We start from the raw sequence: 13,436 nt of genomic DNA on the forward strand, positions 1-13,436 counted from the left end.
TCAGCCCTTCAGTCCGCTGGTCGCGATGCCCTCGACGAAGTACTTCTGACCGAGGAGGAAGATCACGGCGATCGGGACCACCGAGATGACGAGTCCCGCGAAGAGCAGCGCGTAGTTGGCGTCGTAGAGCGTGCTGACGAAGCTCTGCAGTCCCAGCTGGATCGTCCACAGGTCCGGGTTCCGCAGGTAGATCAGCGGCCCGAGGTAGTCGTTCCAGGTGGCGACGAAGGTCAGCAGGGTGAGGCTCGCGATCGCGGGGATCGACAGCGGCACCATGATCCGCGCCCAGATGCCGTACTCGCTCAGGCCGTCGATCCGCGCGGCCTCGGAGAGCTCCTCGGGGATCGTCTCGTAGAACTGCTTCATCAGGAAGACGCCGAAGGCGCCGAAGGCCTGGATCAGGATGATCGCCCAGAGGGTGTTCGAGACCTTGAGGTTCGACAGCAGGATGAACTGCGGGATCATGTACGACTGCCACGGCACCGCGATCGTCCCGATGTAGACCAGGAAGAGCACGTCGCGGCCGGGGAAGCGCATCCGCGAGAAGCCGTAGGCCGCGAACGAGCCGGTGACCACCTGCAGGATCGTGACGACGACCGCGAGCAGCAGCGTGTTCCGGATCCAGGTGAGCATGCCCGACTGGGTCCAGATCTGGACGTAGTTGCTCCAGACCCAGGTCTCCGGGAACCACTTCACCGGGACGGAGAAGACCTCGTTCGGCGTCTTCACCGAGCTCGTGATCATCCAGAAGAACGGCAGCAGCAGCGCGGCCGCGGCGATGATCATCACCGCGTAGCCGAGGACGCGTCCGGCCCGGCGGGCCGGGGTGCGGCCGGCCTCCTTGCGGCGCGGCGGCAGCGGCTCGTTCACGCCGACGACGGTGGGCGCGCCGTCGGGGATGAGAAGTCCGGTCATCGGGACTCGCTCCTTCGGTTGAGGAAGAACTGGGCCAGCGTCACGAGGATGCAGAGCAGGAAGAGCACCACCGAGACCGCCGACGCGTAGCCGAACTGGTTCTCCTGGAAGCCCTTCTGGTAGATGAACTGCGAGAGCACGAGGGTCGCCTGACCCGGGCCGCCCTGCGTCATCACGAGGATCAGGTCGAAGATCTTGAACGAGTTGATGGTGAGCATCACCGTCACGAAGAACGTGGTCGGCCGCAGGCACGGGATCGTCACGTTCACGAAGCGCTGCCAGACCGAGGCGCCGTCGACGCGGGCCGCCTCGTGCAGCTCGCGCGGCACGGTCTGCAGCCCGGCGAGGAACAGGATCATGTAGTAACCCATGTCCCGCCAGGTGCTGATGATCACGACGGCGGGCATCGCCCACTCGGACGAGGTCAGCCAGCCGGGCGGGTCGGAGATGCCGATCAGGCCCAGCAGTTGGTTGATCGGGCCGTACTCCGGGCTGAAGAGCAGGTTCCAGACCACGGCGATCGCGACGATCGAGGTGATGTAGGGGAAGAACGCGGCCGTGCGGAAGAACGCGACGCCGCGGAGCTTGTTGTTGAGCAGCAGCGCGAGCCCGAGCGAGACGACGAGCGTCAGCGGGATGTGCAGCGCCGCGTAGTAGAGCGTGTTCAGCAGCGCGATGCGGAAGCTCGCGTCGCCGATCAGGCGCTGGAAGTTCGCGATGCCGACCCAGTTCGCCTGACCGAAGACGTTCCAGTCGGTCATCGACATGTAGAAGAGGGTGATCACCGGCACGAGCGTGAGCGCGGCGAAGCCCAGGAAGTTCGGGAGGATGAAGGTCCAGCCGATCAGCATGTTCCGGACGGCGTACGCGGAGCGGCGTCGTCGGGGCGGCAGGGGCGACGGCGTCGGCGGAGTCGACGGGCCGGCGTCCGCGGCGGCGAGGGTCGTCATGAGACCTCCAGGGTCCGAGGGGGGAAGAAGAGGGGGCGGTGGCCGGCCCGCGCGGGGCCGGCCACCGCGGGGAGTCAGTTCGTGCCGACTTCGTTCTTCACGCGGTCCTCGGCGGTCTTCACCGCGTCGTCGAGGCTCGTCGAGCCCGACAGGACAGCGGTGTGCAGATCGAGGAGCACGTTCTGGACGGCGGCCGTCTTGGCCGAGGTCGGGTTCTCCGGCTTGGTGTCGTGCGTGGACCAGGCGAACTTGGAGACCTCGTCGGTCGGCGCGCTGTCGACCGCGAAGTAGGTCTCGGCGACCGCGTCGCTGGTCAGGGCGGGGGTGATGCCGAGGGAGGCGACGACCTCCGCGCCCTCCTCGCTCGACGCGAACTCGAGGAACTCCTTGGCCGCGGCCTGCTTGCCCGAGTCGATGCCGGCGTTGATGCCGAAGCCGGTCGGGTCGCCGAAGGTCACCGGGGTCTGGTCCATGCCGGTGGTCGACTCGTCGAACTGCGGGATCGGTGCGAAGCCCCAGTCGAAGGTGTCGGAGTCGCCGGACGCCTGCTGGGCGATCAGCGACGCGACGAACCAGGTGCCCATCGGCATCATCGCGGCGTTCTGCTTGCCGAACTCGGCCTGGTAGGTGAGCTTGTTCGCGACGATGGTGTTGTACTCCGCCTGCGCGCCCGCGTCCTGGAGCGCGAGGACGCGCTCGTAGTAGGGCTCGAGGTAGCCGTAGTCGGCGTCGAGGATGTCGATGTCCGGGGTCTGCGCGTTCGCGAAGCCCTGCACCGTCGACTGCCAGCTGTGCTCGTAGGTGCCCTTGGCCGGGCTGCCGGCCGCGGCGAGCGCCGTGGTCAGCTGCTCGGCGGTGGCCTCGTAGTCGTCCCAGGTCCAGGAGCCGTCGGGGTAGTCGACGCCCGCCTGGTCGAAGAGGGCCTTGTTGTAGAAGAGGACCCAGGAGTCCTGGCGGTAGGGCGCCGCCCACTGCTTCCCGTCGACCTCGTAGGCCTCCGCTCCGCCGAGGTCGTCGGGCAGCTCGATGTCGGAGACGTCGAGGAGCTGGCCGCCGGCCTGGTAGGTGACGACGTTCTTGACGTTCTTCTGCGTGACGATGTCCGGGCCGCTGCCGGCCGCGAGGTCCGCGGTCATCAGGGTGTCGTAGTTGGTCGCGTCGTACTCCTTGACCTCGATCGTGACGTCGGGGTCCTTCTCGTGGAACGCGTCGGCGAGCGCCTGGAACTCCGGCGTCGTGCTCAGGCTCCAGCCGGAGAGGCTGAGCGTGATCGGGCCGTCGGCCGCGGGCGCGTCACCGCCACCGCCGCCCGAGCAGGCGGTGAGGGACAGGGCGGCGACCAGGGCCACTCCGGCTGCGGTCAGTCTTCTCTTCATGCGTGCTGCTCCTTTGCATCTGCGTCCGGGACTCCACCTCGGGTCCTCGGGTACCGGAGCTGCCGAGCGGCGCGTCCGGAATCTGGGAGTCGGTGCTCGGTGACGAGGCCGTCGGGCCAGGTCGCCGTCACGGACAGGGCGTCGCCGTCGAGGGCGACATCGACCGAGGCGAGGCCAGCGGAGGTGGCCTCCGCTCCGGTGGACTCTTCGGCGGTCAGGCCGACCAGCGCGACGACGAGGGCGTCGACCTCCGCCGGCAGGGTGAGCGTCGGCACGCCGACCGCGGGGCCGAGCGGGCTCGCTCCGTCGCGGGCGACGACCTCGGGGACGGCGCCGGGGGTGAGGGCGGTCAGGGAGCTGGTGAGGCGGCCGTTCGAGACGGTGGCGTTCGCGGCGTCCGTCTCCGCGGCGATCTCGACGCCGGCCACCGCCCAGCCGCCGATGCGGAGACTGATCTCCTCCGGCCGCACGCCCTCGGCGAGCTCGTCGATGCGGACGAGGCGCAGCTCCCACGGGCCGCGGACCAGCGAGTGCACGCTGATCCGGCCGGCGACGCGGACCGCACCTCGCAGGCCCTCGCCGTGCCGGTGGCTGCTGCGCTCCGGAGTGATCCAGTGCGCGTCCCAGGTCGAGCCGGCGACGCCGACCCGGCCGTCCGCGTCGAGGCGGACCTCGGTCAGCGTCATGCCGGTGCGGTGGGTCGCGTCGCCGTCGGCGTCGATCAGCGCGACGCTCTGCTCGAGCGCCTCCGCCCAGCCCCGCTCGTCGAGCAGCGGCGCGGTGGCGGTGGAGTAGCCCAGCCGCGCGTAGAGCGGGGAGTCGCCGGTCGTCGCGCCGGGCAGCGCCTTGTCGGTGCCGTGGTTGACGACGCGGACGATGCCGTCGGCCCGCGTGCCCGAGACGATCCAGCCCGGCGAGACGATCGCGCGGAGGTCGTCGCCCTGCTCGATCGGCAGCAGTACCGTCGGCAGCGGCTCGGAGGCCGCGGACCAGACCGGGTGCTCGGCCGGGAGCAGGATGCCGAGCATGCCCTTGACCGCCCAGTACGGCGAGCCGGGGCCGGAGTAGGACTGCGCGAGCTCGCGCCACGGGTCGTGCCAGCCCATCGAGAGCAGGCCGTCCCCGCCGGGAGCGCCGTTCTCGGCGAAGTGCCCGACGATCGCGCTCGCGGCGCGGCGGAGCCGGCCCGGCGAGTGCGAGGGGACCTCGGCGATCACGCCGGCCCAGAACGGCGCGGCGGCGGCGAAGCGGTAGATCAGGCTGCGGCCCTGCAGCAGCGGCGAGCCGTCGCCGCCGACGAGCGCGAGCGCGTCGGCGAGGTAGCGGTCGAGCCGGGCGACGTCCGCGGCGGCGCGCGGGGCGGCCAGCTCGGCCGCTCCGCTCATCCGCGCCCAGAGCACCGGGTACACGTGCAGCGCCCAGCCGACGTAGTGGTCGTAGGCGCGCTCCGCACCGTCGGCGAGCCAGCCGTCCTCGCGGACGAAGGAGTCGTGCCGGGCGAGGTCCGCGGCGACGTCCTCCGCCGACCACGGTCCGCCGACCGAGCGGAGGAAGGTCTCGACGACCAGGCGGAACCAGACCCAGTTGGTCTGCGGGTAGGTGTCGTCGCCGACGACGGGCGCGAGGTAGTCGACGACGCGCTGCTGGGTCGTGCTGTCGAGGCGGTCCCAGATCCACGGCCGCGTCAGGTCGAGGACGAGGGCGATCGACGCCGCCTCGACCTTGGCCTGGGCGTGCTCGTCGATCCGCACCCAGCGGTCCTCCGCGTCGGGGTCGACGCCGGTCTCGACGCCGCGGCGGTAGAAGGCGATCAGATCGTCGACGCCCTCGCCGCGCGCCCCGGCGATGCGGAAGCCGGCGAGCAGGAAGGTGCGGGCGAAGCCCTCGAGGCCGTCGACCGCCCGGCCGTAGCCTCCCTCGGCGCCGGGGAGGGTGATCCGGCCGTGGCCGGCGCTGGCGGAGGGGGCCACCGCGGCGAGGAGCGCGTCCGCGACGGCGAGCCAGTGCTCGCGCGTCCAGTCGGCGCGGAGGTTCCCCTCGTCCACGGTGGTTCTCCTTTGAATCGTGATATCCGCGCCGGTCCCCACGCTGACGTGAGCGGCACTGAACAGAACAGGACTATACCTACGTGAATCGATCATCTCAATGTTTTGGTTGAACCAAAATGATTGATTATGATCAGTTGCATGCCTCAGCACCCCGATCCGGCACCGTCGCCGGGCGTGATCGAGTCCTTCCGCGGACCGCTCGCGGCGGCGTTCTCGCCGGACCGTGCGCTCTCGGCGCGCGGGATGCTCCTCTCGCCTGAGCAGTCGCTGCCGGTGCCGACCGCCGCCGACCGGGAGGCCTGGGCCGCGGCCGATGCGCCGACCCTGGCCGCGGTCGCCGAGCGAGCCGCCGCCGACCTGCTTCTGCCGTGGCCGCAGCCGCTCGCGAGCCAGGCCGTGCGCGTGCACCGCGACGGGAACCGGGACGGCTGGGAGCAGCGGGCGTTCGAGCGGCAGCGGCGCCTGAGCCGCGCGGTGCTGCTGGCCGCGAGCACGAGCGGCGGCTCGGCCGACGCCGACTCCTGGCTCGACGAGGTCGCCGACGGCGTGCAGCTGCTCTGCGAGCAGAGCTCCTGGTGCTGGCCGGCCCACGACGACGCGCTCCGCCGGCACGGCTCGGTGCTCGCCGACGTCGCCGACCCGTTCCTCGACCTCGGCGCCGGCGAGGTCGCCGGCCAGCTCGCCTGGCTCGACCACGTCCTCGGCGAGCGCCTCGACGACCGCTACCCGGGGCTGCGCCGCAGGATCCGCCGCGAGACCCGCGAGCGCGTGCTCGCCCCGTTCCTCGCGCGCGACGACTGGCACTGGCTGGGCCTCGACGGCGACGTGCACAACTGGAACCCCTGGATCACCGGTAACGTCCTGGTCGCCGCGCTCCGCCTGCTGGACGCGCCGGGCGAGGAGGACGAGCGCGCCGCCGTCGTCACCCGCGCCGTCGCCGCCCTGGACCGCTACATCACCGTGCTCCCGGAGGACGGCGCGATCGACGAGGGCTACGCCTACTGGTGGAACGGCGCCTGCCGCGCCCTCGAGGCGCTCGACGTCCTCGCGCACGCGACCGGCGGCGCCTGGGACGCCTCGGGCGTGCCCGCGCTGCGCGCGACCGTCGCCTTCCCGCACCGCTCGCACCTCGGCGGCGACTGGTACGTCGCCCACGCCGACGGCCAGGCCCTGCAGTCGCGCGACCAGCCCTGGCACGCGGTGCACCGCGCCGGCCGCCGCATCGGCGACACCGCCGCGATGGCGCACGCCGCCGCGCAGCGCTCCCCCGGCGGGCCCGCCGCCTCCGAGAAGGAGGGGCTCGGCCGCCTGCTGCGCGGAGCGACCGACCCGCTCTGGACCGCGGCGCCCACCGCCCGGCCGCCCCTCCCCCGCGACGTCTGGCTCGAGTCCGTCCAGGTGCTCCTCGCCCGCACGACCGCAGGATCGACCGAGGGCCTGACCCTCGTCGCCAAGGGCGGGCACAACGCCGAGCACCACAACCACAACGACGTCGGCTCGTTCCAGGTGGCGAGTGACGGAGTGCCCGTCGTCGTCGACGCCGGTCGGCCCACCTACACCGCCGCCACGTTCGGCCCGGAGCGCTACGGCATCTGGACGATGCGGAGCGAGTGGCACAACCTGCCCGTCGTCCGGGGGCTCGGGCAGCCGCCCGGGCGGGAGGCGGCCGCCGCGGACGTCTCGGTCGCGCTGAGCGAGTCGTCCGCCGCGTTCTCCGCCGAGCTCGCCGCCGCCTACCCCGGGACGGGACTGCGCTCCTGGCGCCGGACCGTCTTCCTCGACCGCCCGTCCGCAAGGGTCGTGCTCGAGGACCGCTGGGACCTCGCCCCGTGGGACGATCATCACGATGAGCCCGGCACCGCGATCCGCCTGCTCCTCGCGGGAGACGTCGTGACCGGGCGCGGAGCCGCCCGGGTCCGCCCGCTCGGTGCCGCGCGACCGATCCGGATCGCCTGGGACCCGGCCTGCGAGCACCGGACCGTCGAGCGTCCGCTGGAGGATCCGATGCTCTCGAGCGTCTGGGGCGAGCGGCTGACGCTGCTGGAGATCGACGCCACGGCGCGCAGGGAGCTGCGGATCGCGATAGACCTGGACCCACCGATCGGAGACCCACGATGAGCGACCAGACCCAGTCCCCTCCCCTCGCCGCCGAGCGACGGGCGCACATCCTCGCGGCCCTCGGCGTCGACGGCGCCGTCCGCATCTCCCAGCTGACCGAGGCGCTCGGCGTGGCGACGGTCACGCTCCGCCGCGACCTCGTGCAGATGGAGCGGGAGGGGCTGCTCAGCCGCGTGCACGGCGGCGCGGTCGTCCTCTCCGGGTCGGCCGGGCACACGGCGCCCGCCCCGGAACCGGAGGAGGTCAAGCTCGGCTCGATCGCCGTCCTGGTCCCCTCGCTCAACTACTACTGGCCCGGCGTGCTGCACGCGATGGAGGCGACCGGCCGCCGCCTCGGCTACGACGTCGTCCTGCGCGGCGCCTCCTACGAGCTGCAGGACGAGCGACCGGTGCTGGAGCGACTGCTGCGCTCCGGCGACGTGCGCGGGCTGATCGTCGCTCCGAACACCGACACCGAGCACTCGGGCGACGTCCTCCGCTGGCTCGCCGACTGCGGCGTCCCGTCGGTCCTGGTCGAGCGCGACGCCGTGCTCGAGCCCGAGGGCACGCCCGCCGAGTCGGTCACCACCGACCACGCTCTCGGCGCGGTGCTCGCCGCCCGCCACCTCGCCGAGCTCGGGCACCGCAAGGTCGGCCTGATCCTGTCGCGGAACTCGCCCACCTCGCGCAAGATCGCCGCGGGCTGGCTCTCGGCCTGCGAGTCGCTCGGTCTCACTCCCGCCGACCACTTCGAGGAGACGCTGCCCGACCGGGGCAGCGCCGACTTCTCCGCCGTGGTCGACGCGGCCCTCGAGACCGCCCTCGAGACCGGGGTGACCGCCCTGCTCGTGCACTCCGACCCCGAGGCGATGGCCTTCGTCGATCTCGCACTCAACCGCGGCATCTCGGTCCCCGGCGACCTCTCGGTGATCGCCTACGACGACGAGGTCGCCCAGCTGTTCACGCCCGCGCTGACCGCGGTGAGCCCGCCGCGCGCCGGCGTCGGCGAGGCCGCGGTCCGGCTGCTCGTGCAGCGGATCGAGGACCCGGAGCGGCCCGTGCACCGCGTGCAGCTCAACCCGAGCCTGATCGTCCGCGCCTCCACGGCGGCGCCGGGCCGGCCGGGGGACGGGCGGCCGGCGGACGACGCGCGGTGATCGACCGCCACGAGCACTCGCCGTGGTCGTTCTGGGCCGAGGCCTCGCCGGAGCGGAGGGAGCGCCAGCTCGGCCTGCAGCGCGAGCTGCTCGCCGCGCACGACGGCTGGGCGCTCGGCGCGGACTGCTACGTCGCGGAGTCGGCCGCGGTCGACCCGGAGCGTCTGGTGCTGGGCGACCGCTCGTACATCGCGGCCGGCGCGTACCTCACGGGCGAGGTCGCGATCGGCGCCGACTGCTCGCTGAACGCCTACACGGTGGTGCGCGGCGACGTCGTCCTCGGCTCGGCCGTGCGGGTCGGCGCGCACACGTCGATCCTCGGCTTCAACCACTCGATGGAGCCCGGGATCGAGGTGTTCCGCCAGCCGCTGACCTCGCGCGGCATCCGCATCGGCGACGACGTCTGGATCGGCTCGCACGTCGTCGTGCTCGACGGCGTGACGGTCGGCGACCACGCCGTGCTGGCCGCGGGCGCGGTCGTGACGAAGGACGTGGCGGCCGGCGCGGTCGTCGGCGGCAACCCCGCGCGGCGGCTGCGCTGGCGGGTGCCGCCCGCCGACGCGGGGATCTCGGACGCCGCCCGCCTGGCGGACCGGGCCCGCGTGGAGATCGAGGGGATCCTCCGCGCTGCGGCCGCCGGCGACGGGCCGGTCTTCAGCGACCGGCCGGGCGCGTCGCCGACGGACCGCGCGCTCGGCGACGCGGTCGAGCTCGCCGACCTCCTGCTCGGCACGCCGCCTCCCGGCCTCGATCCCGCGGCCGTCGTCGCGCGGCTGCGCGGGCTGCCGGTCCCGGGGGCGGACCTCTGGACCGATCCGGAGGCCGCCTACCGGGTGCTCAGCGCGGGCTACGCGCTCGACCTGCTCGGGTCGGGGTTCGCGGAGCCGCTGACCGCCGTGACCGAGGAGACCCCCGCGGGCCTGGTCGCGCGGCTCGACGGGCTGCGCTGGCGCGACGACCCGTGGAACGCCGGCCACCACGTCGACGCCCTCGGCACCGCGCTGCACTGGACCCGCCGCCGCGGCGACCCCGTCCCGGCCGGCCTCGAGGAGGCGCTCTACGGCTGGCTGCTCACCCGCGCCGACCCCCGCAGCGGGATGTGGGGCGAGGCCTCGGCCGAGCGCGGCCTGCTCCTGCTCGTGAACGGCTCCTACCGCGCGACCCGCGGCACCTTCGTGCAGCACGGCCGCCCGCTCCCCTACCCCGAGGCGGTCCGCGACACCGTGCTCCGGCACTCCCGCGACGACCGCTGGTTCCGGCCCGAGCGCGTCGACGCCTGCGCCGTCCTCGACCTCGTCCACCCGCTCTGGCTCACCCGCGGCAGCGGCTACCGCTCCGCCGAGGTCGAGCCGCTGGCGAGGACGCTGCTCGCGCAGATCCTCGGCCAGTGGCGCCCCGGCCGCGGCTTCGCCTTCCGCCTGCACGACGCCGACGCCGGCCTGCAGGGCACCGAGATGTGGCTCGCCGTCCTCTGGTACCTCGCCGACCTGCTCGGCGCCTCCGACGCCCTCGGCTACCGCCCCCGCGGCGTCCACCGCCCGGAGCCGGCCCCGCCGCGCTGATCGCGCGGCCCGCGCCCGCCGGGGCCGGCTACTCGACCGGCGCAGTGGGCAGCAGCTCCGCGACCAGCGCCTGCACGCGGGCGCGGATGTCGTCGCGGATCGGGCGGACCTCCTCGAGGGGGCGGCCCTTCGGGTCGGCGAGGTTCCAGTCCTCGTAGCGCTTGCCCGGGAAGACCGGGCAGACGTCGCCGCAGCCCATCGTGATCACGACGTCCGAGGCCTGCACCTGCTCGGTCGTCATCAGCTGCGGCACCGCCTGCGAGATGTCGATGCCCTCCTCCGCCATCGCCGCGACCGCGACCGGGTTGATGCTCTCGCCCGGCTCGGAGCCGCCGGAGCGCACCTGAACGGCGCCGCCGGAGAGCTCCCGCAGGTAGCCGGCGGCCATCTGCGAGCGGCCCGCGTTGTGGATGCAGACGAAGAGAACGGTGGGGGCGGTCATGCGGCCGAATCTACCGCGAGCACGACGCTCGGGCGCCGCCGTGGACCAGCGCCCGCCCGCGCTTCTGGAGTCGCGGGCGCCCGCCCGCTCGGCGCACACTGGCCGGGCCCCCACCCGCGACGACCCCTCGGACGGATCACCGTGCTCACCGGACTCAGCGCCTTCCCGCTCACCCCGCTCCGCGACGACGCCGTCGACGAGCCGGCCTTCACCGCCCTCGTCGAGCGCCTCGCCGCGGCCGGCGTCGACTCGATCGGGGCGCTCGGCTCGACCGGCTCCGCCGCCTACCTCGACCGCGGGGAGCGCCGCCGGGTCGCCGCGCTCGCGGTGCGGCACGCCGGCCAGGTGCCGGTCGTCGTCGGGATCAGCGCGCTGCGGACCTCGCAGGTGCTGGCCCTCGCCGAGGACGCGCAGGAGGCGGGCGCCGCGGCGGTGCTCCTCGCTCCCGTCAGCTACCAGCCGCTGACGGACGACGACGTCCTCGGGCTCTACGAGGACGTCACCGCGCAGCTGTCCGTGCCGCTCGTCGTCTACGACAACCCCGGCACCATGCACGTCACGATGACCGATGAGCTGTACGGCGCGATCGCCCGGCTGCCCCGGGTCGCCTCGATCAAGATCCCCGGCGTCCCCGCCGATCCGACCGCCGCGGCCGAGCGCGTGGCCGCGATCCGAGCGCAGGTCCCGGCGGGCGTCACGATCGGCGTCTCCGGCGACGCGTCCGCCGCCCGCGGCCTGCTCGCCGGCTGCGACGCCTGGTACTCGGTGATCGGCGGCACGCTCCCCGGCCCCGCGCTCACGATCGCGCGCGCCGCGCAGTCCGGCGACCGCGCGGCCGCCGAGGCCGAGTCCGCCCGGCTCCAGCCGCTCTGGGACCTCTTCGCCGAGCACGGCGGCAGCTACCGGGTGATCGCCGCGATCGCCGAGCAGCTCGGCCTCGCCGCCCCGGACTGCCTGCCCCGCCCGATCCGCGGCCTCGACGCGCGAGCGCGCGGCCGGGTCGCCGAGGTCGTGGCCGCCCTCGACCTCGGCACTCCCGCCCGCTGAGCTCACGGCCCGTCCAGCACCACCCGCCCGTCGAGCTCCAGCCGATCGAGGAACGCGTCGTCATGGCTGACGACGAGGAGCCCCCCGCGCCAGGCCCGCAGCACCTCGACCAGGTGGTCGGCCGTCGCCAGGTCGAGGTCGTTGGTCGGCTCGTCGAGCACGAGCAGCTGCGGCACCGGTCGCGCGAGGACCACCCCGGCGAGCGCCACCCGGAACCGCTCCCCGCCCGAGAGCGTCGACGCCAGCCGGTCGACGATCGCGCCGCGCAGCAGCAGCCGCGCGAGCGCGTCGCGCAGGGCCGGGATCGGCAGGTCCGGCGCGGCCCGGGCGACGTGCTCGAGCACGGTGCGGTCGTCGTCGAGCATGTCCTCGCGGTGCTGGGCGAGGTAGCCGATGCGGTCGGTGAGCGCCCGCGCATCCGTTCCCGGTACGGGATGCGGGCGGGCCGGCTCCGCGCCGACGAGCCGCTCGAGCAGCAGCGTCTTCCCGGTGCCGTTGGCGCCGATCAGGCCGAGCCGCTCCGGACCCTGGAGGACCGTGGTCCGGCCGCGGACGGTCAGCTCGGCGAGCCGCCGCGTCGCGGGCACCTGCGGATCGGGCAGGTCGAGCCGCACCGCGTCGTCGTCGCGCCGGCGCCCGGACGCCTCGTCCACCCGCTCCTTCGCGCGCGCCTCGGCTTCGGCGTGGCCGGAGCGGAGGCGGCCAGCGGTCCCCTCGGCGCGGTTCCGGCGGTGGTTCGCGAGGATCTTCGGCATCGACTGCGCCGACTTCACCCCCGCCTTCGCACGCCGGGCGATCATCGTCTGCGCCTCGATCCGCTGGCGCTTCTCGGCGCGCAGCACCTGCTCGGCGGCCCGGACGTCGCGCTCGACAGCCGAGCGCTCGACGGCGAGCCGCTCCTCGAAGTCGGAGAACGTGCCCGCCGAGGTGCGCAGGTCGCCGTCGCGCAGCTCCGCGATCTCGTCGACGTGCTCGAGCAGCTCCCGGTCGTGGCTGACGACGACGAGGGTGCCGCGCCAGCCGTCGACCAGCGCGAGCAGCAGCTGCCGGGAGCGGCGGTCGAGGTCGTTCGTCGGCTCGTCGAGCACCGCGATCGGCCGGCCGCGCAGCGCCACTCCGGTGACGGCGGCGAGGACCGCCTGCCCGCCGGAGAGCATCGAGACGGGGCGGAGCAGATCGTCGGCGTCGAGGTCCAGGCCGGCAGTGCCCAGCGCGACGACGGCCCGGGCCTCGACGTCCCAGTCGTCGGCCAGGGCGTCGAAGCGCTCGGCGGTGGCGTCCCCGGCGAGGATCGCGTGCAGCGCATCGAGCCGGCCGCGGATCCCGAGCAGATCGGCGACGGTGTCGTCGGCGCCGCGCGGCAGGCGCTGCGCCAGCAGGTCGACCGCGCCGGTCGCGGTGACGGTCCCGCCCGTCGGCACGAGGTCGCCGGCGACGAGCCGCACGAGCGTCGACTTGCCGGCGCCGTTGGCTCCGACGAGCGCGGTGCGACCGCGGCCGAACGCGGCCGTCACGTGGTCGAGGACGATCGAGCCGTCCGGCCAGGCGAACGAGCAGTCGGTGAGGACGAGGGACGGAGGGGTCGGTGAAGAGAAGGGCACGGTGCTCCCGGTGGTCGCGTCGGCGCACGGCGACCACCGCTCGCCGCCGAGGCGGGAGCGCGCGTCCACCCGGTTCAGCGGGCGGGAGCAGGGGTCGTCAGTGCGAGGGCAGCTGCTGCGTCGTGGACGCAGTACCGGTGCTGATGCGCACGAGACCGTCTTTCCTGCGGGGAGCCCCCGTGTCCGCGAGCCGATCGGCCGGCCGGTGAGGTGGCCGCCCCGACGTCGCGGCTCGCGACGA

The 13,436-nt window shown here is 73.9% G+C and carries 10 protein-coding genes; 4 read left to right on the forward strand and 6 right to left on the reverse strand.

Annotated features, from left to right (window positions below; genetic code table 11):
* The 4 genes from GSU72_RS19245 to GSU72_RS19260 all read right to left on the reverse strand — a co-directional run bounded on the left by GSU72_RS19245 (position 1) and on the right by GSU72_RS19260 (position 5,286).
* Complete coding sequence (locus GSU72_RS19245) at positions 1 to 915, reverse strand: carbohydrate ABC transporter permease (protein ID WP_159986477.1); 915 nt, start codon at positions 913 to 915, stop codon at positions 1 to 3.
* The gene (locus GSU72_RS19250) at positions 912 to 1,865 is read right to left on the reverse strand and encodes a sugar ABC transporter permease (RefSeq protein WP_123447343.1); all 954 of its coding nucleotides are present in this window, start codon (positions 1,863 to 1,865) and stop codon (positions 912 to 914) included. The genes GSU72_RS19245 and GSU72_RS19250 overlap by 4 nt, the downstream gene beginning before the upstream one ends.
* A 74-nt stretch (positions 1,866 to 1,939) precedes the next feature.
* Positions 1,940 to 3,241 carry an extracellular solute-binding protein gene (locus GSU72_RS19255; protein WP_159986478.1) on the reverse strand — a complete coding sequence of 434 codons (1,302 nt, stop codon included), beginning with the start codon at positions 3,239 to 3,241 and terminating at the stop codon, positions 1,940 to 1,942.
* Positions 3,238 to 5,286, reverse strand: a complete 2,049-nt coding sequence (locus GSU72_RS19260; protein ID WP_244255902.1) for a DUF2264 domain-containing protein — start codon at positions 5,284 to 5,286, stop codon at positions 3,238 to 3,240. The genes GSU72_RS19255 and GSU72_RS19260 overlap by 4 nt, the downstream gene beginning before the upstream one ends.
* Positions 5,287 to 5,427: 141 nt before the next feature.
* On the opposite strand from GSU72_RS19260, the gene GSU72_RS19265 reads away from it, so the two are divergent.
* Genes GSU72_RS19265 through GSU72_RS21875 form a run of 3 tightly spaced genes read left to right on the forward strand, consistent with a single transcriptional unit; the run spans position 5,428 to position 10,105 of the window.
* The gene (locus GSU72_RS19265; protein WP_244255903.1) at positions 5,428 to 7,407 is read left to right on the forward strand and encodes a heparinase II/III family protein; all 1,980 of its coding nucleotides are present in this window, start codon (positions 5,428 to 5,430) and stop codon (positions 7,405 to 7,407) included.
* Entirely contained in the window at positions 7,404 to 8,543 is a 1,140-nt protein-coding gene (locus tag GSU72_RS19270) for a substrate-binding domain-containing protein (RefSeq protein WP_159986480.1), read from the forward strand. Before GSU72_RS19265 ends, GSU72_RS19270 begins: the two co-directional genes overlap by 4 nt.
* Positions 8,540 to 10,105 (forward strand): DapH/DapD/GlmU-related protein, encoded by a 1,566-nt coding sequence (locus GSU72_RS21875; protein WP_159986481.1) that lies wholly within the window; start codon positions 8,540 to 8,542, stop codon positions 10,103 to 10,105. The genes GSU72_RS19270 and GSU72_RS21875 overlap by 4 nt, the downstream gene beginning before the upstream one ends.
* A gap of 28 nt (positions 10,106 to 10,133) precedes the next feature.
* Here GSU72_RS21875 and GSU72_RS19280 read toward each other — a convergent pair whose 3' ends face one another.
* Positions 10,134 to 10,547: an arsenate reductase ArsC gene (locus GSU72_RS19280; RefSeq protein WP_159986482.1), complete on the reverse strand. Its 414-nt coding sequence runs from the start codon at positions 10,545 to 10,547 to the stop codon at positions 10,134 to 10,136.
* Positions 10,548 to 10,688: 141 nt separating this feature from the next.
* Here GSU72_RS19280 and GSU72_RS19285 point away from each other — a divergent pair, with 141 nt between their 5' ends.
* The gene (locus tag GSU72_RS19285; protein ID WP_159986483.1) at positions 10,689 to 11,594 is read left to right on the forward strand and encodes a dihydrodipicolinate synthase family protein; all 906 of its coding nucleotides are present in this window, start codon (positions 10,689 to 10,691) and stop codon (positions 11,592 to 11,594) included.
* Between the two features lie 2 nt (positions 11,595 to 11,596).
* Here the strand turns inward: GSU72_RS19285 and GSU72_RS19290 are convergent, their stop codons facing one another.
* Positions 11,597 to 13,195, reverse strand: a complete 1,599-nt coding sequence (locus GSU72_RS19290) for an ATP-binding cassette domain-containing protein (protein WP_159986960.1) — start codon at positions 13,193 to 13,195, stop codon at positions 11,597 to 11,599.
* Positions 13,196 to 13,436 lie beyond the last annotated feature (241 nt).

The organism is Rathayibacter sp. VKM Ac-2760 (genome assembly GCF_009834185.1).
Classification (GTDB): domain Bacteria; phylum Actinomycetota; class Actinomycetes; order Actinomycetales; family Microbacteriaceae; genus Rathayibacter.